Consider the following 24,954-nt stretch of genomic DNA (forward strand, 5'->3'; position numbering starts at 1 on the left):
CCGCTCGAGGCGACGGGTTGGGCCTCCCCCGACGATCTCCCCGCCCCGGACGCCCCGACCCGCCGCTGACCGCTGCACGCGTCCCGGGCGCGGCGGACCCCGCGAGGGCCGCGCGGCCGTGCAGGGCGTCGTCGGCCTGCTCAGCAGTGCGGACGGCCCCGGCGGTCGCGGCCCAGGAGGTCCGGACGACGATCGCGCGACCGCGCGCGAGCCAAGGGCGCCGCCTCAGGCTCTCCGGCGGCGCAGCCACTCCGCAGCGATGGCGCGGAAGACCTCAGGCTGCTCGACCCACGGGTAGTGGCCGCAGTCCGGGATCCAGGCGACCGGGGCGGACAGCGCCGCGGCGTACGCGGTGACGGGTGCGCGGCCGGACAGCGCGTCCTGCGCGCCGGCGACGACGAGCGTCGGCGGCGGCTGAGCGGCAAGCACCTGCTCGGCGGCGTCGTCGGGCACACCCTGGAACCAGGCGGTCACGGCTGCGAGCGACTGCTCCCCGACGCGCGCGTGGCGCTGCTCACGCTCGGTCCAGCGCGCGTAGGAGCCCGCCGCGACGAGCTCACGCTGCCGCTGGAACTCGGCCTCGTCGGCGGGCGCGGGCGCCGCCATCGCGTCGAGCGCCGCGGCGGCAACGTCGTCGTGGCGAGCGAGCAGCAGCTCGTCGGCGTCGGAGGGCGTGCCCGTGAGCCAGGATGCGGACGGCGTGACGAGCAGCAGCGACCGCACCCGCGCGGGGTGGCGCGCGACGAGGGCGAGCGCGAGCCGGGTCCCGGCCGAGTGCGCGACGACGTCGACCGACGCGAGTCCCAGGTGGTCCGCGAGCGCCACGACGTCGTCGGCGTCGGTCCACCACCCGCGCGAGGGCGCGCTGTTCGTCGGGGCGCCACGCGGGTGCAGCACGACGAGCGAGCGGTCGTCGGCGAGGCCCGCGAGGCCCTCCAGGTACTCGACGCCGCGGCACGGGCCGCCAGGCAGGACGACCGCCGGTTCGCCGGTCCCGCCTTCCCGGTGCCAGGTCAGCGCCGCTGGGTGCCGGGCCGTCGTGCTCACGCGCCGACCGTACCCGCCGGTGCGATCTCACCGGCACGGTTCGTGCGTCGATCCCTCCTGGACGGGCTGACTCCTCGTTGTCCACAGATCTTGCCGGGGCCGCCCCGCGCGTGCTGCGTCTTCGTACGCTTGTACGAGATGCCCGGTTCGGGTTCCGGCAGACGAGGGAGGTGCGTGGCATGGCGGTGACGACGGTCGCGCGCTCGGCGCTGGGTGCGGGGCGTGACGACGAGGCCCCGGGCTGGGAGCTCCTCGTCACTGTCGCACGGCGTGCGGCCGACGAGGCCGCGCGTGCGTCCACATGGTCCGCGGACTCTCGTCGCGACCGGCTCGCCGCCATCGACGCGGCAAGTGCTGCCCTGACGGCGGCCCGCGCTCGCGTGCTGGCCGCGGTCGACGAGTCGCGCGACTGGGCCAGGCGTGGTGACCGCAACGTGAGCGCGTGGCGGGCCCGGACGTCGCGGGCCGGCTCGACCACCGCGGGCGCCGAGCTCCGCCAGGCGGCGACGCTGACCCAGATGCCCGCCGTCGAGCAGGCTCTCCTCGACTCCGAGATCTCACCCACGCACGTGGACGTCATCGCGAAGGTCGCGGCACGCGGCACGCCGGACGTCGCCGCGTTCCTCGCGGCGCCGGACACGCAGGGGACGCTCGTCGCGCTCGGGCGCTCGCTCGACGGCCGTGAGTACGCGCGAGCGGTCGACCGCATGGTCGCGCAGGTCGACCCGGTGTCGCTCGAGCGCGGGCTCGCCGTGCAGCGCGCGAACCGGCACCTCTGGCTCACCGACACCGCCGACGGCACCTACGTCAAAGGCCTGCTCGACCTCCAGGCCGGCGCCCGCCTGCGGCGCGCGCTCGAGTCGGTGGCGGGACGGCCGTCGGCGGACGACGAGCGGACGTCCGAGCAGCGCCGGGCGGACGCTCTCGACACGCTGGCCACCGACCTGCTCGCCTCGCCGAAGAACGCCGCAGGTGCCGTGGTGCCGCCGCAGGTCTCGGTGATCGTCACCGAGCCCACCTGGCTCGCCCTCACCGCTGCGCTGCGCAGCGGCGACCGCACCCCGCTCGCCGAGCGCCTGCGCGGCCTGCCGCCCGTCACCGACGAGGACGGTCGGCCTCTGCCTCCGAGCGCCGTCGCCCAGCTCGTGTGCGACAGCGCGCTCACGCGCATCGTGGTCGACGCACAGGGCACGCCCGTGGACCTCGGGCGCACCACGCGCCTCATCACCAACGAGGTGCGGCGAGCAGTCGTCGCCCGCGACGGCGGGTGCGCGTGGAACGGCTGCGACGCGGTCGCCCGGTGGTGCGAAGGGCACCATATCGAGTGGTGGGAACGAGACGGCGGGGTCACCAGCATCGAGAACAGTGCGCTCCTGTGCTCGTTCCACCACCACGTGGTGCACCAGGAGTCGCTGCACGTCGAGCGGCTTGAACCGCCACCGCCAGGTGCCGCGGATCCAGGCTGTGAGCAGGCCAGCGCGTTCGCGCTCACGCGCGCCCGCTACCGGTTCACGCGACCAGACGGCACCGTCCGGTCCGAGCCTCGAGGTAATCCGGCACCGCATGCCGCCGCACGCGAGCGCCGGGTGGCGCCTCCCGGCGACGCGGGCGTCAGCTCAACCGACGGACCCGGGTGCGCGGGCAACACCGACGCCCTCATCCGGCCGCCGATGCAGCGGACGCCGGCGGCACCGATGCCTGGTGCTGGCATGTGTGAGCCGCCCGGCAGTCTCATCTCCCCTGCCGTTCCTGCGGCCGTGTCCGAGGAGCGCAACGTTGCCTCGGCATGACCGTCCGCCGCCCAGCATGGCCGCGACACGCGCGCGCAGCCGCGGGCCGTGGCTGCACCAGCTGCGCGGCCGTGCGGTCCGCTCAGACGGCGGTGGCCGCGAGAGCGGTGAGCACACCGCCGACGGCTCCGACGAGCACGGCGGCGACCGCGAGCGTGCGGTGCGCGAGCAGGTCGGCGAGAGCGGCGCGCTGGCGGGCGGGGGATGGCGTCGCGGTCATCGGTCCTCCTGGTCGGGCCCGGCGGTGCCGGTCGGTCGCGGTGCAGGTCGTCGTAGTGCAGGTCGTCGTAGTGCAGGTCGGTCGTCGTGCGGGCCGGTGGGAGTGGGGATCTGTGGCGGTCCCGGCGCGGGCGGCGGGGGGACCGCCCGTCGTCGGGGCACCGGCCCGCTCCTCGTCGAACGTGACCGGCCGAACCACCCTCACCCGGGCCGCGCAACCCCGCAACCGGAGCGGATGTCAGGGGCCGGTGCCAGGCTTCGACGAGGAGGTGGTCGCGATGGGGAAGCTGACCGTGCAGGCGCTCAATGCGACCACGTGGGACCTGTTCGCGGGTCTCGCGGAGCGGCACAACGGCGTGTGGGGCGGGTGCTGGTGCGTGTACTTCCACCCCGACTGCGCGGAGAAGCGGGTGTCCGCCGAGGGCAACCGGGCCCTCAAGGAGCGGCTCGTGCGGGACGGTCTGGCGCACGCGGCGCTCGTCGTCGACGGCGACGAGGCCGTGGCGTGGTGCCAGTACGGGACGCCCGACGAGCTCCCGGAGATCCAGCACCGCAGAGATGACGAGAAGGCCCTGGTCGACCTGCCGGACTGGCGGATCACGTGCTTCTTCGTCGACCGCCGGTACCGCAGACAGGGCACCTCGGCGATCGCGCTGCAGGGCGCGCTCGACCTCATCGCGGCGGCTGGCGGCGGCGTCGTCGAGTCGTACCCGCAGGACACCGCGGGCAAGCGCACGTCGGCGTCGTTCCTCTACAACGGGACGCGGTCGCTGTTCGAGCGTGCAGGCTTCAGCTACGACCGCCCGAAGGGCAAGAACCACTGCGTCATGCTCCGCACGGTCGCGCCCGCCTGATCGCAGCGGGATTCGAGGTCCGCCGACCCGGAGAGCCCTGTGCCGGCTGCTCGTCGGGCCGTCCCAAGGTCACCGGCGGGTGGGCCGCGCCCGGGCGCGGCGCACCGATCCGGCGCGCGGTGGCGTCAGCGCAGGCCAGCATCCCTCCCGCTCGTCGTCGGCAGGATCGGGACCCCCTCCGCACCTCGCCGACCGAACCGAACCGGGCCTCCGCTCGACGACTTCACCAGGCGTCCTCACGCTCGTCGTCGACCGGGCTCGAGCGCTCGGCATCAGCGCAGGCCACCCCAGCGCATCGGGTTCGTGGCGGTCGAGGCGAAGACGAACCAGGACGTCGCGCCGACGTGCTGCACCTGGAAGTAGCCGAAGCCGAACCCCGTGTCGAGCAGCGACGACGCCGCGACCACGCCTCCGGAGACCTCGACGCCGCCGAGGTGCTGACCGCCACCCAGCGCGTGCTGCGCGTGCCGGATCTGCTCGAGCAGCGCGCGGGAGGTGTAGTTGTCGCCGCGGCGGTGCCGGTCGGCGAGCGCCGTCGCGAGCTGGCCGGTCCCCTCGAGCCAGACGCCCTGCGGGTGCACGGTGATCCCGTTGTACTGCGCGGTCGAGGTCAGGCTCGCGGTCGAGAACGTGACGCCCGAGACCCGCTCGCCGTCGGGGAGCTGCGAGGTGTCGGCAGCGGCGTCGTCGGTCGTGGCGAGCGCACGGCCTGCCCAGTCCAGGGCGCCCGCGTACGAGCGCTCCCGCAGCGCGAGCCAGCTCCACGTCGCGGGGTCCAGCGGCACGGGCGAGCGGTTGATCTCGACTCCGTCGTTGGTCCCGGTCCAGAACCACCCGTCGCGGCGTGACCACATCCGGTCGACGAACGCGCGGGCGTGCGCGGCGGCCTTGGTCCACTTCTTGTCGCCGGTGACCGTCTTCAGCATCGTGAAGAACGCGACGCAGTCGATGTTGTGCTCGGTCGAGCCGTTCGGGACCGGGGTGTTGCCGCCGTCGACGCCGAACGAGAACCCGCCCAGCGGCTTCGTCGACCACGTGTTCGTCGTGATCCACTCGCCGATGCGCACTGCGGCGTCGCGGTACCGGCGATCACGCGTCACGCCATACAGCTGCGCGAGCGCGAGGCCGGGCCAGGCCATGTCCCCGACGGCCGTCCCGAGGAACCCGAACTGCCAGCCGATGTTCGCGTTCCCGTCGGGCAGCACGAAGCCGTACGGCTGGAGGCTGCCGTCGTAGAACGTGTACGGCCCGACGTTGTAGCCCTGGCGCAGGCGTCCGTCGTCGAACGCCGGGTCGTGCTCCTGCGCGTAGACGAGGCCGTCACCCAAGGTCTTCGCGGTGGCGAGCGAGGACCGCCGGCCGTCGGCGAGCAGGGCGAGGACCGCGAGCGCGGTGTCGTAGACGAACGCGGTGCTGAACAGGCCGAGCTCGTCGGCGTAGGACTGCGCGAGCCGCGGACCGGCGTTGAGCGTCGGGTACGCGTCGGTCGCCGACTGGAGGAACGCCACCGCGGCACGTTGCGCGGCGGCGGGGTGATGACCGTGACCCGGCCGCCCCGGCCCCGGCCGTCCTGGCGCGGGTCGCGCCGGTCCGGGATGGCCCACCGCCCCTCCCGACGACGAGCCGGCGCGGCCCGCCGGGAGGGCGGAAGCCCGTCCGGTGCCGGCGAGCGCCCCGCTCGCGCCGACGGCCACCGCGACGGCGGCGCCCGAGAGCGCGAGGAACGAACGACGACCCAGCACCGCAGCCGACGGCACCGGACCACCTGGGCTGCCGGCCGACGACGAGCGGTGCGTGGGCGTGGAGCCCGCCAGGGCGCTGGTCCCGGCCTGAGCCAGGCCCGCCCGCGCGGGCCCGGTCGCCGAGAGCTCGTCGATGCCGGCGTGCGGGTCGTTCGTCATCGCAGGTCCCCTCCGACGGGCGGTGCGGGCCGCGACACTGCAACCCCGCGCTCAGAGTAGTGACACGTGTCATCGATGGGAAGATCCGGACAGACCTGGCACGAAGGGCCGGTTCAGGGGCGCCGACCACACCCGTGCCGTCGCGCGCGGCGGCCCGACCGGTCAGGCCGAAGGGTCGGCCACCAGGACCCTGCTGTAGTGCTCGACGGTCGGGAACGGGTCGTAGAAGCGGTGCAGCAGCGCGCGCCACCGCTGGTACTCCGGCGATCCTCGGGAACCGACGGTATGCGCCTCGAGCGAGTCCCACTCGACGAGCAGGAGGTACCGCGTCGGTCGCTCGAGGCACCGCTCGAGCCGCAGCGACCGGAAGCCGGGCATCGCCGCGATGATGTGCCGCGCCTCGTCGAAGGCCGCCTCGAACTCCTCCTGCTGGCCGGGGACGACGTCCAGCACCGCATGCTCCAGGATCACCGGCTCTTCCTGGCACCCGGCCGGTGCCGGCGGCGGGGTGTCAGAGCACGTGCGTGCGCAGCGCGGGCAGCACCTGGTGCTCGAGCAGCGGAGCGAGGTCGTCGGGCAGCGGGTCCAGGTCGGGGTCGAGCCACCGCACCTCGGCGATCTCCCGCGAGGGCACGGGCGCGACGACCGCAGGGTGGACGTAGACCGTCCCGCGCACGCGCCGGCCCGCCTCGTTCGCGGCCGCTGCGGAGAACGTGCCGAGCTCGAGCAAGGCGTCGGGATCGAGCTCGACGCCGACCTCCTCGGCGCACTCCCGCAGCGCGGTCTGCGCGGCGGTCTCGCCGGGCTCGGGCTTGCCGCCGGGGAGCATGAACCTCGCCGTGCCGCGCTTGCGCACGGTCAGCACCTCACCGGCGGGTGAGCGCAGCACGACGGCGCTCACCTGGATCACGTCCTGGGTCACGGTCAGCCATCGTAGGTTCCGCGCCGAGGCGCCTGGTGCGCACCGGGCCCTCGATCGATCCACGGGATCTACCCGCCCGTCCCCATCACGCATATCCAGCCAACCGCCACCCACGCGGCCCCGACCCACCCGCCCTCGACCGGTCCGCCGTCGGCAGATCCGCCGTGGGCAGCACCGACCGACCATCGACCGGCAGCGGTGCGAGCGTGGCGGCATGAGCGAGACGACGACGAAGACCGAGTACGACGAGGTGCTGGCGCAACGCCTCCTGCACCAGCGGGTGCTGCTCATGGGCACCGCGCTGGACGAGCAGCTGGGCAACCGGCTGTGCTCGGCGCTGCTGGTCCTGGCCGCGGAGGACCCGCACCGCGACATCACGCTGCTCATCAACTCACCGGGCGGCTCGGTGCCGGCGATGCTCGCGATCCGCGACGTGATGAACCTGGTGCCGTGCGACGTGGCGACGATCGCGATCGGCTGGGCCGCGAGCGCGGGGCAGTTCCTGCTGTCGTCGGGCGCACGCGGCAAGCGGGCAGCCCTGCCGCACGCGCGGGTGCTGCTGCACCAGGGTTCGGCGGGCATCGGCGGGACGGCGGTGGACGTCGAGCTGCAGGCCGACGACCTGCGCCACACGCGCGACACCGTGCTGGGGCTGATCGCGCAGGACACGGGTCAGCCGGTCGAGCGCGTCACGGAGGACTCCCAGCGCGATCGCTGGTTCACGGCCGACGAGGCGCTCGCGTACGGGTTCGTCGACCGCGTGGTCGACGACGTGGCGCAGGTGCTGCCGTGGTTCGGCACGCCCACGGGCTTCGGCGCGCCGTCGGTCGCGCCGGGTGCAGGAGGTGCGCGGTGATCATCCCCTACGTGACGCAGAAGGTGCCTGGTGGTGAGCGTTCGCTCGACGTGTACTCGTGGCTGCTCGCGGACCGCATCGTGTACCTGGGGTCACCCATCGACGACGAGGTCGCGAACGTCGTCGTCGCGCAGCTCCTGCACCTGGAGTCCGCCGACCCGGACGCCCGGATCGACCTGTACGTGAACTCACCGGGTGGGTCGCCGTCGGCGATGCTCGCGATCTACGACGCGATGCAGTACGTGCGACCGACGGTCACGACGACGTGCGTGGGCCGGGCCGCGGCGGACGCGGCAGTGCTGTTCGCAGGCGGCGCCGCCGGCCAGAGGTCGATGCTCGCGCACGCGCGCATCGTCCTGCACCAGCCGGGGACGCAGGCGCGCGGCGACGTGCCGGACCTGATCCTCGCGGCCGACGAGATCGTGCGGGTCCGGTCCGAGCTCGAGGAGGTGCTCGCACGGCACACGGGGCGGTCGGTCGAGACGCTGCGTCGGGACACCGACCGCGCGCTCGTGCTCACCGCTCAGCAAGCGGTCGAGTACGGCCTCGCCGACCAGGTCATCGACCGCGACGACCTGGGTCGGTCCGCCGCCTGAGGTGCGCGTCCGACGGCCGTCCGGGGGCCGCCCGAGGGTCGGTCCGATCGCGAGCAGGCGGACCGGGATGACGGTCGGCGACGACGAGCGTCAGGCCGCGAGCAGCGTGACCGCACGGGCATCGGCGTCCGCGCCGCGGACCGGGACGACCGTCGGCGACGACGAGCGTCAGGCCGCGAGCAGCGTGACCGCGCGGGCATCGGCGTCCGCGCCGCGGACCGGGATGACCGTCGGCGACGACGAGACGGTCGCACCCGCCGCGTCGCGGGCCGCCGTCAGGTCGAGCACGACGCCCGTCCGCGCTCGTCGCGGCAGCGTCGCCAGACCTGCCACGCGACGCTCGGCAGCACCGACGCGGACGCGGCCGGATGCGCCTGCGTGCGACGACCGTGCGAGGTCACCGCGGGCGCCGACGGCGGGCACGGGGGCGCCGGGCGTGCGGGCACTGCGGGCGGCGGGAGCGGGCACGAGGGCGCCGGGCGCGGCGACAGCAGGCGCGGAGGCAGCGGGCGCGAGGGCGCTGGACGTGAGGGCGCTGGGCGGCAGGGCGGTGGGCCTGAGGGCGACGGGTGCGAGGGCTTCGGGTTCGAGGAGCTCGGCGACCCGCAGCGCGAGGTCGGCGAGCGACAGCTCGAGCGCACCGGTCACGGCCTCGAGCACCTCCGACGAGGCCTCCTTGCGGCCGCGCTCGATCTCGGAGAGGTACTGGGTCGAGACGCCGGCGCGCGCGGAGACGTCGGTCAGCCGGAGCCCCGCGTCGAGCCTCGTCGTCCGGAGCACCGCGCCCACCGCGTCGCGCCACCGCCACCGACGGCGCCAGGCCGTGCGCGTCGCGCGGTCACTGTGCAGCGATGTCGTCGCGCCTGCTCCCATGAGCCGACGCTAGCTGCGGGGTCGGGACCGTCGAAGGCGTTCCGCTCACAGCAGAGCCGGCCCCGGCCCAAGCCCAAGCCCAAGCCCAAGCCCAAGCCAGCACCAGGACAAAGCCCGAGCGGACGAGGCGCGCCCGCGGCCGAGGGGCGAGCGTCGGGTGCCGGGCGCGCGGCGAGCATCGGGTGCCGGGCGCATGGCGAGCGTCGGGTGCCGGGCGCGCGGTGCCGAGCATCGGCCGGAGTCGCACGCACGCCGAGAGGCCAGGCAGCGCGCTCCAGGATCGGCGCGGCGGCGCCCCTCTCCGTGCACCGACGGCCTGCGCGGTTTCGACAGTTTCGAGTGCGCGTTCACGCAACCGGTCCCGATCCGCACTAATCGGTTCGGATTCGGCACCACCCGTTCCACGCCTGGCGGACCCGCGCTCACACTCGCTCGATAACGGTTTACATCCTGCTGTCGGAGCACCGACCAGGGCGAAGACCGTGACAGCCCGACGGCTCGTCGGGCCCGCGCTCCGCCCCCGTGCGGGGAGGCGGAGCGCGGCCGATCCCCACTCCAAGGAGTGCAGCAGTGTCCGATAGTTTCTCTCTGCGCGGGCGGCGACACGGTCGTCGAACGCTGCGCGCCTGGCTGGCCCTCGGGACGGCCACCGTGATGGCTGCGGCGGGTCTGGCCGTCGCGACCCCTGCCTCAGCGGTGTCGACCAACTCGACCGGCACTCACGACGGGTACTACTACTCGTTCTGGACCGACTCCCAGGGGACGGTCTCGATGGACCTCGGCTCGGGTGGCAACTACTCGACCCGGTGGTCCAACACGGGCAACTTCGTCGCCGGCAAGGGCTGGCAGACCGGGACCCGTCGCGCGGTGTCCTACTCGGGTCAGTTCAACCCGTCCGGCAACGCGTACCTGACGCTCTACGGGTGGACCCGCGGTCCGCTCATCGAGTACTACATCGTCGACAACTGGGGCACCTACCGCCCGACCGGGACGTTCATGGGCACCGTCAACTCCGACGGCGGCACCTATGACATCTACCGGACGCAGCGCGTGAACCAGCCGTCGATCGAGGGCACGTCGACGTTCTACCAGTACTGGTCGGTGCGCCAGCAGAAGCGGACCGGCGGCACCATCACCGCGGGCAACCACTTCGACGCGTGGGCGTCCAAGGGCATGAACCTCGGCACGCACGACTACCAGATCCTCGCGACCGAGGGGTACCAGTCCTCGGGTTCGTCGAACATCACCGTCGGCACGGGCACCTCGGACGGCGGGAACAACGGCGGCGGTGACAACGGCGGCAACAACGGCGGTTCGAACGGCTGCACCGTCACGGCCACGCGCGCCGAGTCGTGGTCCGACCGCTTCAACGTGACGTACACGGTGTCCGGCGCGACGAGCTGGTCGGTGACCGTCAACCCCGGTTCGGGTCAGTCGATCCAGAACTCGTGGAACGCGACCCGCAGCGGGAACACATTCACCTCGAGCGGCAACCAGAGCTTCGGCGTGACGTACTACTCGGGCGGCAACACGTCGGTCCCGTCGGCGAGCTGCACGGCCTCCGGTTCCAACAACGGAGGCAACAACGGTGGGAACACCGGGGGCGACAACGGTGGCAACACCGGCGGCGGGAACGGATGGACCTGCACCGCCGGCTATGTCGCCCTGACGTTCGACGACGGCCCGAACTCGGGCACGACGACGCAGCTCATCAACACGCTCACGGGCAACGGCGCGACCGCGGTGGTCTTCCCCACCGGTCAGAACGCCCAGAACAACGCATCGCTCATGCAGGCCTACAAGAACGCGGGCCTGACCATCGGGAACCACTCGTGGGACCACCCGCACCTGATCAACATGAGCTACAACGACGTGCAGTCGCAGCTGTCCCGGACCCAGCAGGTGATCCAGCAGACCGCGGGTGTCACGCCGAACCTGTTCCGCCCGCCGTACGGCGAGACGAACAGCACGCTCAAGCAGGTCGAGCAGCAGCTCGGGCTGACGGAGATCATCTGGGACGTCGACTCGACCGACTGGAACAACGCGTCGTCGTCGACCATCCGTAGCGCGGCGAGCCGGCTCACCAACGGCCAGGTCATCCTCATGCACGACTGGCCGGCTGCCACGATCCAGGCCCTGCCGGGCATCCTGCAGGACCTCAAGTCGCGCAACCTGTGCACGGGCACCATCTCGCCGAGCACGGGCCGCGCTGTCGCCCCGTCGACCGGTGGCAACAACGGCGGCAACAACGGTGGCAACACCGGCGGTGGCTCGTGCACCGTCACGGCGGCCCGGGCCGAGTCGTGGTCCGACCGCTTCAACGTCACCTACACGGTGTCCGGCGCGTCCAGCTGGTCGGTGACCGTCAACCCGGGCTCGGGCCAGTCGATCCAGAACTCGTGGAACGCCACCCGCAGCGGGAACACGTTCACCTCGAGCGGCAGCCAGAGTTTCGGGGTGACGTACTACTCGGGAGGCAACACGTCGATCCCGAGCGCCACCTGCACCGCCCGCTGAACCTGCACCGCCCGCTGACCGGCGAGCCGGCCTAGCAGGCAGCAGCACCACCCGTCCGACGAGATCGGCGACGATCCCGATGGCGGACGCACCACCCGGCGAGGGCCGCGGCAGCCACCAGGCACCGCGGCCCTCGTCGCGCGCGGTCCGTGCTCCGCTCCGGGGCACGGAAACTCCGCCTGGTCCCAGGGCCGGCGGCGCCGCGGGCTCGTACATTGGGCGCCAGCACGCAGGCACGACGGAAGGACGACGATGCGCGCGACGGTGATCCACGGTGCCCGGGACGTCAGGGTCGAGCAGGTCCCGGACCCGGTCATCCAGCACCCCACGGACGCGGTGGTGCGGGTCGTCGCGGCGTGCGTGTGCGGCTCGGACCTGTGGCGGTACCGGGGCGTCGAGCCGACCCGGCAGCCGACGCGCATCGGGCACGAGTACGTGGGCGTCGTCGAGGAGGTCGGCTCGCAGGTCACGGGCGTCGCGGTCGGCGACTTCGTGATCGCGCCGTTCTACGTGTGCGACGGCACGTGCGTGAACTGCCGCAACGGCGTGAGCACGTCGTGCCGGAACGGCGGCTGGTGGGGCAGCCACGACGGTCCGGGCAGCTCGGCCGACGGCGGGCAGGGCGAGCGGGTACGCGCACCGCTGGCGGACGGCACGCTCGTCGTCGTCCCGGGCGGCCTGCCGTCCGACGAGCTGCTCCCATCGCTGCTGACGCTGTCCGACGTGATGGGGACGGGTCACCACGCCGCGCTGCAGGGCGGGGTGCGCGAGGGGTCGACGGTCGCGGTCGTCGGCGACGGCGCCGTGGGGCTGTGCGCGGTGCTCGCCGCCCGGAGGCTCGGAGCGTCGCGCGTCGTCGCGATGTCCCGGCACGAGACCCGGCAGGCGCTCGCGCGCACGCTCGGCGCCACGGACGTCGTACCGGAGCGCGGTGACGAGGGCGTGGCGCGGCTCAAGGAGATGTTCGACGGGGTCGGCCCGGACGTGGTGCTCGAGTGCGTCGGCACCAAGGAGTCGATGGACCAGGCGCTGCGCTCCGCGCGGCCGGGCGGTCAGGTCGGCTTCGTCGGCGTGCCAGCGGGCGGGCCCGAGCTGCCCGTGCGGACGATGTTCAACTCGAACGTGGGCGTGCGCGGTGGGGTCGCGCCGGTGCGCGGGTACATCGAGGAGCTCCTGCCGGAGGTCCTCGACGGTCGCCTGGACCCCGGGGTCGTGTTCGACCTGGAGCTGCCGCTCGACGAGGTCGCGCAGGCGTACGCCGCGATGGACGAGCGCCGCGCGACGAAGGTCCTCCTGCGCCCCTGACATCCGGCGGTTCCCGCCCGGCTCCGGATGCAGCCTCGTCGTCGCCGTGCCTAGCGTGGAGGTCCGAACGACGAGGAGGCACCATGCCTGGACGACGTGACCCCGGTCCGAGCGTGAAGGACAAGGAGCTCTACGAGTCGCTGCGCGACGAGGGCAACAGCAAGGGGAAGTCGGCCCGCATCGCCAATGCCGCTGCGGCACGCGGGCGCAAGGCCGTCGGGAAGAAGGGCGGCGAGTCGGGCTCGTACGACGACTGGACGGTCAAGGACCTGCGCAAGCGCGCCTCCGAGCTCGAGATCGACGGCCGGTCGAGCATGACCAAGTCCCAGCTCGTCGACGCCCTCCGGAACCACTGACCCACGGACGACGTCGCGCCGTCGTCCGGCGCGACGAGCACGTGACAGGACCAGCCTGACGGCACGACCCGCCCCGTCCTCGCCTGCGCGGGCCGGCCGCTGCTGATGCTCCGGACGGGTGACCGCTGCGGTCCGCGGCAGGTCGTCATCAGCCAGCCACTACGCTCGCGCTCGCGCGGACCTGCCGTGCGGCGACGGGGGGTGGGCTGTGCCAGATCGTGGGAGCGCCGTGGTCCGGCGGGTGCGCGGAGCGCTCGCGGCGGTCGTCGTGGCGGCCTGCGCGCTCACTCTCGTGCCACCCGCACACGCGTCGGAGACCGGCTACCTCGTCGGGCGGCTGGTGCGCGAACCTGGCCTCGACGGGTCGGCGAGCGTCTGCCTGGTCCGTGTGGGAGCGGTCTACGGTGAAGGCTGCGTGGAGGTCATCCGGGACGCGTACGTGTTCCACTCGTACGTGCCGCCGGGACGCTACCGGCTCGTGCTGTCGACCGACTACCACGGCTACTTCGGCGTCACGTCGGAGCCTTTCGAGATCACGTCGAGCACCGGAGTGCTGCCGACTTTGACGATGAGCGCGGGCGCACCGCTGACGGGCGCCGTCAAGGACCGTCAGGGCCGGCCGATCCCGGGTGCTGACGTCAGCGCGGTTGCGGACCTGGCCCCGGCCGGTCCGACGCCGGAGTGGGAGTCCATGTCAGCCACGACCGACGGCCGGGGCCGGTTCTCCGTACCCGCGCGGCCGGGCTGGCGGTACCGGACCTATGTGAACCTTCGGGGGAACGGTCGCTCCCCCTACGCCGGTCGCGAGGTCACCCTCAGGGAGGGCGGCACGACGCCGAGCACCGTGTACGCGTCGACGATCCGCAGCACCGCGGGATTCACGGCCGTGAAGGCCAGGGTGGTGGCTCGACGTTGGGGCTCACGCCATCCCTCGGGGACCGTCACCGTCCTCGAGGGGTCGACGGTCCTCGCCGCTCAGGCGATCGACGACGACGCCGTCGCTCGGATCACCCTCCCGACTCTCGCTGCGGGAACACACATGCTCACGCTCGTCTTCAGCGGGCACTGGGACGTCCTGAGCTCCCGCGACACGCTCACTGTGAAGGTGACGGGGGACCTTCCGCGGGGCGCCGACCCGGGCCCCGGCTACCCGAGCTGGTTGCGGGGCCACGTGCGGAGCCGCGACGGGCGGCCGGCGACGTCCCACACGGTGACGGGCGTGGCCGTCGACTGCACCACGGGTGTCGTCGTGGAGCCGACGACCAAGGTCCGCACCACGTCCGGCTCGGACGGCACGTTCGCCTTCGCCACCGAGACGGGCTGGTGCTACGACATCTCAGCGGTCGTCGACGACGAGCGCGTCACCCAGCGAGCGGTCCCTGTCAGGACGACCGACGTCGTGCTGATCCCCCGGGACCAGCGCCCGGCTCCGACGGTCGTGGCCGTCAGTGGCTCGACGAACACGTTTGGCTCTCCCGGCACCGTCACCGTGGCGGTGACACGCGCCAACGGCGGGTTCGCGCCCGTGAAGGGCCGGGTCGTGCTGCTGGACGGCACGCGCTTGATCGCCTCCGAGCGCGTCACGAGTGACGTGACCACGACGCTCACCACGCCACGCCTGGCCGGTGTGGGCAAGAACCGGTACACCGTGGCGTTCCGGCCGGACAGCGGCTTTCGAGCCTCGTCGAGCGGGGTGACGCAACGGGTCACGCGCGGCTGGCCCTCGATACGGGTGCGGACCTCGAACTTCTACATCTACGAGACCGGGACGATCTCGGTGAAGATCAACGCGGCGACGCCCGTGGCCGGGACGGTCCGGCTCACGCGCGGTGGGGCCAACAAGCTGGTGGCCACCGCGAAGCTCACCGGGAAGAAGAAGTCTCAGACCGTGACGTTCAGGGTCCCGTACCTCGTCGCGGGCAGCGGCTTCACCGCGACGTACAGCGGGAGCAGCACGCTCCACTCCGTGCACGCCGGATTACCCGGGCCGCAGCCCCGCCCTCGCGAGTAGCGACGCGGGCCCGCGGTGACGACGCACGGCTGACCAGGTCCCCACGCGAGCGGTTCAGGAGCTCGCGTACGCGCGGGACTGCAGGGCCCACAGGCGGGCGTAGGGGCCGTCGGCGGCGACGAGCTCGGCGTGCGTGCCGTGCTCGACGACGCGTCCGGCGTCGAGCACGACGATCCGGTCGGCGAGCCGCACGGTGGACAGCCGGTGCGTGACGAACACCGTGACGCCGCCCACGGTCGTCGCGACCTGCGCCGCGGTCGCCTGGTAGGCGTCGACGAGCCGCTGCTCGGCGAGTGCGTCGAGCGCGGACGCGGGCTCGTCGAGCACGAGCAGCTCGGGGTCCTCGCGCATGAGCGTGCGCGCGAAGCCCAGGCTCTGCCACTGACCGCCGGACAGGTCACGCCCGGGCGCGTACCCGGTGCCGACGACGTCCTGCGGACCGAGGGCGTCGGCGAGCTCGCCGATGTCCGCCCGCCGCACGGCACCGGCGACCGCGCCCTCGTCGTCCACGTCCGCGAGCCGGCCGATCCCCACGCTGTGCTGCAGCGTGAGCTCGACGCGCGCGAAGTCCTGGTAGAGCGCCGCGGTGCGTTCGCGCCACCGGGCGGGTGCCACCGTGGCGAGGTCCGCGCCGCCGACGAGCACGCGCCCTTGCGTGGGTCGGTAGAGACCCGCGAGCAGCTTGAGCAGCGTGGACTTGCCCGCGCCGTTCTCGCCGACGAGCGCGACCGACGTCCCGGCGGGCAGGTGCAGGTCGATCCCGTCGAGCACGGTCGCCTCGGTGCCCGGGTACCGGAACGTGACGCCCTCGAGGCGGATGCCGTCGCTGAGGTCGTCGGGCAGCCCGCGGTCCCGATCGAGGCTCGGCGTTCCGGCCGACGAGGAAGTGCGGCCTGACGAGGCGTCGCGGTCGGCGGCGACCTCGGCCTCGAGCGCGAGGAACCGGCGCAGTCCGGCGGCGGCGCGGTGCACCGACCCGAGCATCTCGATCCCCGCGGACATCTGCACGGACAGCTGCGTGGCGAGCGTGATGGTCAGGACGACCTGTCCGACGCTCGCCCGTCCCTCGCGCGCGAGCCAGAACGCGCCGAGCACCGCGGCCACGTACGCGACGCCGAACACGATCTGCCCGGTCGCGCGCAGCAGCGCGTAGCGGGTGTCGGCACGGCCCATGGCGTCGTCGTACGTGTCGAGCAGCGTGCGCTGGCGCGCGAGCAGGAAGTCCGTGCCGCCGCCCAGCCGGATCTCCTTCTGCGAGGCCGGGCTGGTCGCGAGGCGGCGCAGCGAGCGGATGGAGCGCGTGGTCGCGGACTGCTCCTCACGCACCTCCTGCAGCGCGGACTCGGCGCGTCGGCCCAGCACCACCGGCGCCACGGCGAACGCGGCGAGGACCAGCAGCCACGGCGAGACGGTTGCGAGCACCACCGCGGTGAGCAGCACCTGCACCGCGGTCGCGCCGAGCTGCAGCCCGGTCTGCACGGTCGCGCGCATCTGCATGACGTCCTGGCGCAGCAGGTCGACGCGGTCCGCGAACGCGGGGTCGTCGGTGCGGTCCAGGTGGTCGCTGCCGTTGACGAGGTGCAGCAGCTCGCGGTTGAAGTGCTCCTCGGTCTGCTCCGCGAGCTCGAAGTAGTACAGGTGCGCGAAGTGGCCGAGCATGAGGTCGCCCGTGAGCGCGACAGCGACGACGACGGCCCACACGCTCGCCCCGGACACGTCGGCGGCGACCACGTGGTCGACGAGCCGTCCGGCGCCGATCGCGACGACGGGCGTCGCGATCGCCCCGAGCAGCAGCAGTCCGGCGCCGACGACGAAGCGGCGACGGTCGAGGCGCCACGCGACACCCAGCAGCCGGCGCAGGCAGAACGCCACGTCCTTCATCGCGCACCTCCCGTCGCGCCCGCACCCGCGGCCGCGCTGTGGTCGAACGGGTCGTCGGGCTCGTCGGGCGAACCGGCACCCGCCTCGTCGGCGAAGCGCCGCGCCTGCACGTCGAACATGCGCGCGTACTGCCCACCGGTCGCGACGAGCTCGTCGTGCGTCCCGGCCTCGGTGACGCGTCCGCCGTCGAGGACGACGATCCGGTCGGCGCGCCGCACCGTGGAGAACCGGTGGGAGATGACCAGGCTCGTGACGCCGCGCGTGAGCTCGAGGAACGTGTCGTAGAACTCGGCCTCGCCGCGCGCGTCGAGCTGCGCGGTGGGCTCGTCGAGGACGAGCACGGACGCGCCGTGCCGCACCGCGAACAGCGCGCGGGCGAGCGCGAGCCGCTGCCACTGCCCGCCGGACAGGTCACGGCCGCCGGGCAGCGCACGCGTGAGCGGGGTGTCGAGGCCGTCGGGCAGCTCCGCGAGCAACGACCCGAGGCCCACGCGCTCGAGCTCGGCGCGGATGCCCTCGTCGTCGTCGCGGTGCGCGATCGCGGCCATCGCGACGTTCTCCCGCAACGGCAGCTCGTAACGCAGGTAGTCCTGGAACGTGATCGCGAACGCGGCCTGCCATGCGTCGACGTCGAGCGTGCGCAGGTCCTCGCCGTCGATCCGGACTGCACCGGACTGCGGCGTGTACATGCCGGTGAGCAGCTTGACGAGGGTCGTCTTGCCGGCGCCGTTGACGCCGATCAGCGCGGTGGACGTGCCGACGGGCAGGTCGAGGTCGAGGCCGTCGAGCACCGCGCGGTCGGTCGTGTAGCCGAACCGCACGTCGTCGAGCCGGACGCTGCGCTGCGGCGTCAGCCGCGCGCCGGGCGCCGCGGCGGCGGGCTCGGGGCCCGTGCGGCGCGCGATGTCCTCGAGCTCGAGCAGCGCCTGCCACGCGCCGCGCCCGTAGACGAGCTTGACGTCCGACTCGGGGAAGATCACGCCGAACCGGCCGCACAGGATGAGCGCCTGCACCGCGACGCTGACCGCCGCGACGTCCACGTCGGCGCGCGCGACGACGAGCAGACCGATCACCGAGCCGATCAGCGCCGCGACCGTGTAGGCGACGAACGGCGCGCCGTACACCGCGCGGCGGCGCGTCCACAGCGTGTCGAGGACGGCGCGGTTCTCGGCGACGTAGCGGTCGTCGAGCCAGTCGACGAGACCGAGCGTGCGGATCTCCTTGGCGGCGCGCGTCCCGGTGGCGAGCTCGCGGACGTAGTTCGCACGACGACGCAGCGGCGCGAGCGAGCGGATCACGTCGCCCCAGCGGTGGAACGCCTCGGTCTGGCCGAGCCGCGCAATGATCGCGACGAGGGCGCCCGCGAGCGCGGCCCACGGTCCCGCGGCCCACGTCAGCACGACGAGCGAGCCGACGAGCTGCGTGTACCGCGCGGTGAGCGCGAGCGCGCCCTCGACCGCCGCCCCGGGCGTGAGGGTCCACTGCTCGAACGCCTCGTCGGCCTGGCTCAGCCGGTCGGCGACCTCGGGCCGCTCGAGTCCCGCGAGCGACGCCCCGCGCAGCGAGAACGTGGCGAGGCGCTCGATGCACGCGGCGTCGACCCGGCGCTGCACGCGGCGCGAGAGCACGAGCTGCACGGGCGCGACGAGCTGCTGCACGAGGAACGCCCCCGCAGCCAGCGCGAGCCAGCCGATCGCGGCGTCGCTCCCGAGGTCGCGCAGCGCGAGACCCGTGCCGAGCATGAACGCGACCGGCGCGAGGCCCGCGACGAGGTGCACCGCGACGGTACCGGCGACGAGGCCGCGACCCGCGTAGCCGCGCAGCTCCGCGAGCTGGCGCGCGGCGAACCGCCGCTGCGCGACCCGCTCGCGCGCGAACCGCCGCCACGTCGCCGGTGCGCTCGCGCCCTGCCCGCGCTCGTCGCCCTCTCCGCGCTCGTCGTCCTGCCCGCGCTCGTCGTGCCCGCGCTCGTCGTCCTGCCCGGCCATCCGCTCCCCCGCACGTCGTCGTCAGCCTGGGAACGCTCCCGCAGGGGCGCCCGCAGCCGCCACCGTATTTCGCATGTCGGTCATCGACCAGGGCCGCGGCCGTAGCCTCGTCGGGTGATCACCACCGAACGCACCGACCCGCCCACGTCCGGCGACGAGGCCGCGATCCTCCTGGGGTTCGTCGACTTCCACCGGCGCACGCTGCTGACCAAGGCGGACGGCCTGGACGCCGCCCAGCTCGCCACGCGGCTCGAGCCGTCGACGATGACGCTCGGCGGGCTGCTGCACCACCTCGCGTACGTCGAGGACGTCTGGTGCAGCATCGTGCTGCACGGCAACCCGCCCGCCGAGCCGTGGGCGTCGGCCGACTGGGACGCCGACCGGGACTGGGAGTGGACGGCCGCCGTCACGTCGTCGCCCGACGAGCTCCGTCGGCGCTTCGTGAGCACGGTGGAACGGTCCGACGAGCTCGTCGGCGAGGTCCTGCGCACGCGCGGGCTCGACGCGACCGCCGTCCGCCGCGACCGCGCGACCGGCGAGGAGATCTCGCTGCGCTGGATCCTCGTGCACCTCGTCGAGGAGTACGCCCGCCACAACGGCCACGCCGACCTCATCCGCGAGTCCATCGACGGCCTCACCGGCGAGTGAGGGACGCGCCCTGGCGCGCGCGAGGACGTCCGGTCAGCGCGTGAGTCGGTAGACCGAGACGTGCGAGCGTGACTCGGCGGTGAACGGCGCGCCCGACCAGTCCGCGTCCCGGCTCTCGAGCTCGAAGCCCGCGAGCCGGCCCATGAGGTCGAGCTCCGCGGGCCACACGTACCGGTGGCGGCTCGTGCCGATCCGCGCCCGCCGGGCGGGCTGCGCGTGCTCGGCGCCGAACCACACGTGGTGCGAGACGACCTGCTGCGCGAGCGTGTCGTACGTGTCGACGCCGAGGTAGCCGGGCGCCGTCCCGAACACCGTCGCGCCCTGACCCGGCGGCAGCGTGCGCAGCTCGGGCACCCACAGCTCGACGACGAACCGCCCGCCCGGCTCGAGGTGGGCCGCGGCGTTGCGGAAGCACGCGACCTGCGCGTCCTGCGTGAGCAGGTTCGAGATCGGGTTGTAGACGACGTACACGAGCGAGAACGACCCGGGGACGCGCACGCGCGTCATGTCCCCGACGGCCACCGGCAGCGCGTCCTCGTCGAGCTTGGTGCGCAGCACGGCGACCATCGCGGGCGAGTAGTCGATGCCCGCCACGCGCACGCCGCGCTGCGCGAGCGGCACGGCCACACGCCCGGTGCCGATCGCGAGCTCGAGCGCGCGGCCGCCGTCCGCGAGCGCCGCGAGGCGGTCGACGGTCGCGTCGAGCAGCTCGGGCGCGAACATCCCCTCACCCGGGGTGTCGTACGTGGCCGCGGCCTCGTCGTCCCAGCCGTCGGCGACGGGGTCCGGTGCGGCGTCCGTCCCGTGGTCCGACGACGCGTCGTGCGCAGTGGTCATGCGCCGACGATCCTCACGCGACCGCATGACGGTCAACGCGATTACTCCCACGTCGGACGCCCGCGCGCCGACCTGCGGTGGACGACGAGGTCAGCGGCGCACACGTGCGACGAGCCGGGAGTGGCTCGTCGTGCGTCAGCGGTGCTGGTCGGTGGCGGTGCGCGCGACGAGGCGGCGGGTCGTGAGGTCCGCACCCGTCAGGACGCCCGCACGGCCGAGCAGGCGACCGTGCTCCCAGTTCGACAGGCCGAGCTCGGGTTGGTCGAGCGCGTACTGCCCGTCGACCCAGCGCGTGAACCCGTCGCCGACGAACGGCGCGTCGACCGCGTCGACGAACGCGCGCCAGGCCTCGGCGTCGGTCCCGACGAGCGAGGCGACGAACCGCGGTGAGTACGCGTTGAACAGCGCGACGGCCTCAGCGACGTCCTCGACGACGACGAGCGAGAGCTCGGGCGTGTTCTCCCACTCCCACTCGCGGCCCAGCTCGTCGGCCGCGAGCAGGCTCGCGCGCGGCTCGGCGACGACGCCCTCGGCCCGGTGCACGTCGATCGTGCGCTCGAGCTCACCCGCGGGCAGCCACTGCTCGCTGCCGGCGACGACGTGCACGCGCGCGACCGTGCCGCGTGCGGCGGCGGCCTCGTCGGCAGCGGCCAGGAGCACCGGGACCAGCTCGGCGGCGCGCGAGCGCGGGATCGCCGCGACGTTGAGCGTGTTGCAGACCTTGCGGTCCAGCGAGTGCCGCACCACCGAGGCGAACCGCGCGGTCTGCGCGGACTCGTCGGCCACGAGCCACGCGCCACCCGTGCCGTGCGCGCTGACGGGCGTGCCCGCCTGCCGCGCGACCGCCGCGAGCTGCGCGACCGCGGCACCCGAGCCGCGCACGACCCCGAGCGACAGGCGACGGTCGGCGAACAGCGCCCAGCCCGCCGAGCGCTCCCGGCTGGTCACGAGGCTGATCGCGCCGTCGGGCAGCCCGGAGCTGCGCAGCGCGGGGGCGAGCGCGTGCTCGACGATCGCGGTCCCCGTCCCGAGCGCGTCTCCGCCGATCCGCAGCACCGCGGTGTTGCCGGTCGCGAGCACGCCCGCGGCGTCGGCGAGCACGTTGGGTCGGCCCTCGAACACGAACCCGATCACACCGAGCGGCGCGGTCACGACGTCGACGTGCCAGTCGGCGTGCGTGACGCGCGGCGGCGCGACGTCGTCGCTCGCGGCCTTCTCCACCAGGTCCGCCCAGCCCCGCAGACCCTCGGCCATCTGGTCGCGCACCGCGGCGTCGATGCGCAGGCGCGTGGTCGACCGGCCGAGCCCCTCGGCGCGCATCACGTCGTCGGAGTTGGCCGCGGCGATCGCGTCCCACGCGGTGACCAGCCCGTCGGCGAACGCGCGGTAGAACGCGGCGACCTGGACAGCCGGCACGCTGCGCATCGCCTGCGCCGCCTCGACCGCCGCGCTCACGCTCGTCGTGACCGCGTCGGAGACCGCGGCGGGCACGTGCAGGAGCGCACCGTCGTCGTGCACGACGTACAGCCGGTCACCCGGCCGGAACGCGGCCGCGAGCGTCTCGTCGACGGTCGTGAACCGGTCGCCGCCGAACGGCACGAGCGTGCCGGCGGTGAGCTGCGTGAGCTGTCCTGCGGTCGTGGTCATGGCGGGCCTCGTGTGTCGGTCGTCCAGGCGGTGCACGGCGCCGGGTCGCGGTGGGAGTCGGCCGGGTTCGGTGGCCGGACCGCGCCGGGCGGGGTCCAGCCTGCCCGCTCGACGCACGCGTCCGCAGCAGCGTCCATTGTGCGTCCGTGGAGGCGCCCCCCGCTGCGACCCTGACCAGTCGCGCGCCCGGTCCTGGCACGCTCCTGGCGCGGTCCCGCGCAGTCCTCGCGCGCCCGGCTAGCGTGCTCGGGTGAGCCACTTCGCCGAGTACCGGCCGGGCCGGCACGGCACGCGCGACGCGACGCTCGTCGTGCGGCCCGCGCTGCCGCGTGACGTGGACGGGATCGCTCGCGTCGCACGGACCCGCGGGGGTCAGCGCGCCGGGCTCGAGGACCGGCTGACCGCGTGGGTGCGCGACGACGAGCGCGTGGTGGTCGTCGCGTGCCACGCCACCGAGCCGGACGGCGGCGTGGGCCACGAGCCGGACGGCCAGCCGGACGACGAGGTGGTCGGCTGGTCGTCGGCGTCCCGCATCGCGGGTCACGAGGACGCGCCGGACGGCTGGTACGTGTCGTCGCTGACCGTCGACCCGGCGTGGCGACGACGAGGCGCGGGCGACGGGTTGCTCGCGGCCGTGATCGCGGCGACGGCGGACCGCAGCCCGCTGCTGCGCTCGATCGTCAACGCGACCAACCGTCCCTCGCTCGACCTGCACGCCGCGCACGCCTTCGTCGAGGAGGCGCGTGGTTCGTCCTTCGCGGGCATCACGTTCCGTGGCGGCGAGGGCGTCCTGCTGCGACGTGGCACCCTGCGTGCATGACCACACCGCGCACCGCCGGGACGCGACCGGCCGCCGCGTTCCGTGAGACGTTCGCTCGCGAGCTCCGCCGCGGCGCCCGGGACCTGCCGCGCGACGTGGCGCGCGGGTTCCTCGAGGACCTGGGCTACGCCGTGGCGGGGCTCGTCGCGTTCGTCGTGCTCGCGGGCGGCGGCGCGTGGGTCGGTTCGGCGATCGGCGGGCGCCTCGCCGCGCTCGTCGGGCTGGTCCTCGGGGTGCTCGTGGGCGGGGCGGCTCTCGTCGTGATCGGCGTCGTCGTGCTCGCGCGGACCGGTCGCAGCCGGGGCGCGGCCGGCTGACCTGCACCCGCCCGCGTCGGCAGGGACCGACGAGCGATCAGCGAGCCGGTACGGCCCGGGCCGAGGCCCACGCGCGCAGCTCCGCGACGCGCTCTCCCATGACGACGGCCAGCGGGCGCGTGTGGCCCAGCTCGGCGAGGACCGCGGCGGCGTCGAGCGAGACGGCCTTCGCGTGCGCGGCGTACGTCGCCGCGACGACGCCCTGCTCGATCTCGGCCCCCGAGAACCCGGCGGACGCGGCGACGAGCGGCCCGAGGTCCTCGTCGCGCAGCGTGAGGCCGCGGCGGGCCGCGTGCAGCCGCAGCAGCGCGGCGCGGGAGGCCTCGTCGGGCAGGTCGACGAAGAACATCTCGTCGAACCGGCCCTTGCGCACGAGCTCAGGCGGCAGCGCCGAGATCTCGTTGGCGGTGGCCGCGACGAACACGGACGAGCGGCGGTCGGCGAGCCAGGTGAGGAACGTGCCGAGGACACGGCGTGCGGAGCCACCGTCGCCGTCCGACGATGCGACGGCCTTCTCGATCTCGTCGATCCACAGCACGCACGGCGCGAGCGCGTCCGCCGCGGCGAGCGAGTCGCGCAGGCGCCGCTCGGACTCGCCGACGTACTTGTCGTGCACGCCCGCCAGGTCGAGCCGCAGCAGCGGGACCCCCAGGACCGATGCGGCCGCGCGGGCGGCGAGCGACTTGCCGCAGCCCTGCACACCGAGCAGCAGCACGCCGCGCGGTGACTCGAGGTGCGGTGCCGTGCCGTCGAGCGCGGGCCGGCGCAGCGTCAACCAGTGCATCATCCGGTCCAGCCCCACGACGTCCGCGGCCCCGACGGTCGCGTACTCGTACGACAGGACCCCGTCGGCCGCGAGCGCGTCGAACCGGGCGCGCTCGACGACCGGGACGTCGCGCACCGTGATCGCGCCGTCGTCGACGACCGCCCCGCGCGCGAGACGCGCGACGTCGCTGCGGGACAGGCCGGCGAGCCGCTGCACGAGCAGGTCACGCGCCTGCGGGTCGACGTGCGGGAACCGACCCGACGACGCCGCCCACTGCTGGACCGTCTCGTCGACGATCGCCGCGCGCTCGGCGGCCGACGGGAACGCGACCGGGACGTGCACCGCGAGGTGCTCGAGCTCGTGCGGCAGGTCCACGGCACGCGACACGAGCACGACCGTGCTGCGCTGCGCGGCCGGCGCCTGCGCGGCGTCCTTGAGCAGCCGCACGACGACGGGGTCCTCGAACCACGGGTGCAGGTCGAGCAGCACGTAGACGCCCGGCGCGCTGTTCTCGACGACGGCGCGCAGCATCGTGACCGCGTCCGCGTTGTGCCGCTGCGTCGAGCCGAGGTCCACGTCGAGCCGGCGCAGCCCCTCGGTCACGCTCCAGCGCAGGACGGGCCGCCCGCCCGTGATCCCCGCAGCGCCGTGCGCCGCACGCACCACGAGCTCGACCGCCGCGGCCTCGTCGGCCGTCTCCAGCACGACGATCGGCGTGCGCGCGGCGATGAGCGCCGCGACGTCGTCGCGCGAACCGTCGGGGACCACGCGCACAACCTAGCGGCTGCCCTCGCGCCTCCGGA

The 24,954-nt window shown here is 74.0% G+C and carries 22 protein-coding genes; 11 read left to right on the forward strand and 11 right to left on the reverse strand.

The annotated features are described in order from the left end of the window. Nucleotides 1-225: 225 nt before the first annotated feature. A complete protein-coding gene (locus CPE01_RS06010; RefSeq protein ID WP_146805751.1) occupies nt 226-1,047 on the reverse strand; it encodes an alpha/beta fold hydrolase in 822 nt (273 codons plus the stop codon). Nucleotides 1,048-1,226: 179 nt separating this feature from the next. On the opposite strand from CPE01_RS06010, the gene CPE01_RS06015 reads away from it, so the two are divergent. After that, nucleotides 1,227-2,837, forward strand: a complete 1,611-nt coding sequence (locus CPE01_RS06015) for an HNH endonuclease (RefSeq protein WP_146805752.1) — start codon at nt 1,227-1,229, stop codon at nt 2,835-2,837. 82 nt (nt 2,838-2,919) lie between these two features. Here the strand turns inward: CPE01_RS06015 and CPE01_RS16385 are convergent, their stop codons facing one another. After that, nucleotides 2,920-3,057: a hypothetical protein gene (locus CPE01_RS16385; protein WP_186811431.1), complete on the reverse strand. Its 138-nt coding sequence runs from the start codon at nt 3,055-3,057 to the stop codon at nt 2,920-2,922. Nucleotides 3,058-3,334: 277 nt separating this feature from the next. Here CPE01_RS16385 and CPE01_RS06020 point away from each other — a divergent pair, with 277 nt between their 5' ends. Continuing rightward, on the forward strand, nt 3,335-3,910 hold the full coding sequence (locus CPE01_RS06020; protein WP_146805753.1) for a GNAT family N-acetyltransferase: 576 nt from the start codon (nt 3,335-3,337) through the stop codon (nt 3,908-3,910). A 272-nt stretch (nt 3,911-4,182) separates the two neighbouring features. Here the strand turns inward: CPE01_RS06020 and CPE01_RS06025 are convergent, their stop codons facing one another. The 3 genes from CPE01_RS06025 to CPE01_RS06035 all read right to left on the reverse strand — a co-directional run bounded on the left by CPE01_RS06025 (nt 4,183) and on the right by CPE01_RS06035 (nt 6,733). After that, nucleotides 4,183-5,811, reverse strand: a complete 1,629-nt coding sequence (locus CPE01_RS06025) for a glycoside hydrolase family 88 protein (protein WP_246783772.1) — start codon at nt 5,809-5,811, stop codon at nt 4,183-4,185. 162 nt (nt 5,812-5,973) lie between these two features. After that, entirely contained in the window at nt 5,974-6,282 is a 309-nt protein-coding gene (locus tag CPE01_RS06030) for an antibiotic biosynthesis monooxygenase family protein (protein ID WP_146805754.1), read from the reverse strand. Between the two features lie 40 nt (nt 6,283-6,322). Next, on the reverse strand, nt 6,323-6,733 hold the full coding sequence (locus tag CPE01_RS06035) for an NUDIX hydrolase (RefSeq protein ID WP_307723678.1): 411 nt from the start codon (nt 6,731-6,733) through the stop codon (nt 6,323-6,325). Between the two features lie 214 nt (nt 6,734-6,947). Between CPE01_RS06035 and CPE01_RS06040 the strand changes: the two genes are divergently transcribed. Next, nucleotides 6,948-7,589: a ClpP family protease gene (locus CPE01_RS06040; protein WP_146805755.1), complete on the forward strand. Its 642-nt coding sequence runs from the start codon at nt 6,948-6,950 to the stop codon at nt 7,587-7,589. 2 nt (nt 7,590-7,591) lie between these two features. Continuing rightward, nucleotides 7,592-8,185 carry a ClpP family protease gene (locus CPE01_RS06045; protein ID WP_246783792.1) on the forward strand — a complete coding sequence of 198 codons (594 nt, stop codon included), beginning with the start codon at nt 7,592-7,594 and terminating at the stop codon, nt 8,183-8,185. A 168-nt stretch (nt 8,186-8,353) separates the two neighbouring features. Here the strand turns inward: CPE01_RS06045 and CPE01_RS16885 are convergent, their stop codons facing one another. Further along, nucleotides 8,354-9,058, reverse strand: a complete 705-nt coding sequence (locus CPE01_RS16885; RefSeq protein ID WP_146805757.1) for a helix-turn-helix domain-containing protein — start codon at nt 9,056-9,058, stop codon at nt 8,354-8,356. Between the two features lie 654 nt (nt 9,059-9,712). Between CPE01_RS16885 and CPE01_RS16890 the strand changes: the two genes are divergently transcribed. The 4 genes from CPE01_RS16890 (at nt 9,713) to CPE01_RS06070 (ending at nt 15,247) form a co-directional block, all read left to right on the forward strand. After that, complete coding sequence (locus tag CPE01_RS16890) at nt 9,713-11,575, forward strand: glycoside hydrolase family 11 protein (protein ID WP_146805758.1); 1,863 nt, start codon at nt 9,713-9,715, stop codon at nt 11,573-11,575. Between the two features lie 252 nt (nt 11,576-11,827). Continuing rightward, nucleotides 11,828-12,880 (forward strand): zinc-dependent alcohol dehydrogenase family protein, encoded by a 1,053-nt coding sequence (locus CPE01_RS06060; protein ID WP_146805759.1) that lies wholly within the window; start codon nt 11,828-11,830, stop codon nt 12,878-12,880. 83 nt (nt 12,881-12,963) lie between these two features. Further along, entirely contained in the window at nt 12,964-13,236 is a 273-nt protein-coding gene (locus CPE01_RS06065; protein WP_146805760.1) for a DUF7218 family protein, read from the forward strand. 415 nt (nt 13,237-13,651) lie between these two features. Further along, nucleotides 13,652-15,247, forward strand: a complete 1,596-nt coding sequence (locus CPE01_RS06070; protein ID WP_146805761.1) for an Ig-like domain repeat protein — start codon at nt 13,652-13,654, stop codon at nt 15,245-15,247. 54 nt (nt 15,248-15,301) lie between these two features. Here the strand turns inward: CPE01_RS06070 and CPE01_RS06075 are convergent, their stop codons facing one another. Both CPE01_RS06075 and CPE01_RS06080 read right to left on the reverse strand, forming a co-directional pair. Next, complete coding sequence (locus CPE01_RS06075; protein WP_146805762.1) at nt 15,302-17,128, reverse strand: ABC transporter ATP-binding protein; 1,827 nt, start codon at nt 17,126-17,128, stop codon at nt 15,302-15,304. Then, nucleotides 17,125-19,116: an ABC transporter ATP-binding protein gene (locus tag CPE01_RS06080; protein ID WP_146805763.1), complete on the reverse strand. Its 1,992-nt coding sequence runs from the start codon at nt 19,114-19,116 to the stop codon at nt 17,125-17,127. The genes CPE01_RS06075 and CPE01_RS06080 overlap by 4 nt, the downstream gene beginning before the upstream one ends. Before the next feature lie 114 nt (nt 19,117-19,230). Between CPE01_RS06080 and CPE01_RS06085 the strand changes: the two genes are divergently transcribed. Beyond that, nucleotides 19,231-19,764, forward strand: a complete 534-nt coding sequence (locus CPE01_RS06085) for a DinB family protein (protein WP_146805764.1) — start codon at nt 19,231-19,233, stop codon at nt 19,762-19,764. A gap of 33 nt (nt 19,765-19,797) precedes the next feature. Here CPE01_RS06085 and CPE01_RS06090 read toward each other — a convergent pair whose 3' ends face one another. Together CPE01_RS06090 and CPE01_RS06095 are read right to left on the reverse strand one after the other, a co-directional pair. Further along, nucleotides 19,798-20,601, reverse strand: a complete 804-nt coding sequence (locus CPE01_RS06090; protein WP_146805765.1) for a class I SAM-dependent DNA methyltransferase — start codon at nt 20,599-20,601, stop codon at nt 19,798-19,800. A gap of 135 nt (nt 20,602-20,736) precedes the next feature. After that, nucleotides 20,737-22,248 (reverse strand): aldehyde dehydrogenase family protein, encoded by a 1,512-nt coding sequence (locus tag CPE01_RS06095; RefSeq protein ID WP_146805766.1) that lies wholly within the window; start codon nt 22,246-22,248, stop codon nt 20,737-20,739. 250 nt (nt 22,249-22,498) lie between these two features. Here CPE01_RS06095 and CPE01_RS06100 point away from each other — a divergent pair, with 250 nt between their 5' ends. Then, nucleotides 22,499-23,068: a GNAT family N-acetyltransferase gene (locus tag CPE01_RS06100; RefSeq protein ID WP_146805767.1), complete on the forward strand. Its 570-nt coding sequence runs from the start codon at nt 22,499-22,501 to the stop codon at nt 23,066-23,068. Beyond that, the gene (locus CPE01_RS06105) at nt 23,065-23,385 is read left to right on the forward strand and encodes a hypothetical protein (protein ID WP_146805768.1); all 321 of its coding nucleotides are present in this window, start codon (nt 23,065-23,067) and stop codon (nt 23,383-23,385) included. The genes CPE01_RS06100 and CPE01_RS06105 overlap by 4 nt, the downstream gene beginning before the upstream one ends. 37 nt (nt 23,386-23,422) lie before the next feature. Here the strand turns inward: CPE01_RS06105 and CPE01_RS06110 are convergent, their stop codons facing one another. After that, a complete protein-coding gene (locus tag CPE01_RS06110) occupies nt 23,423-24,919 on the reverse strand; it encodes an AAA family ATPase (protein ID WP_146805769.1) in 1,497 nt (498 codons plus the stop codon). Nucleotides 24,920-24,954: the final 35 nt, after the last annotated feature.

The sequence above is a fragment of the Cellulomonas persica genome, assembly GCF_007989825.1.
Classification (GTDB): domain Bacteria; phylum Actinomycetota; class Actinomycetes; order Actinomycetales; family Cellulomonadaceae; genus Cellulomonas; species Cellulomonas persica.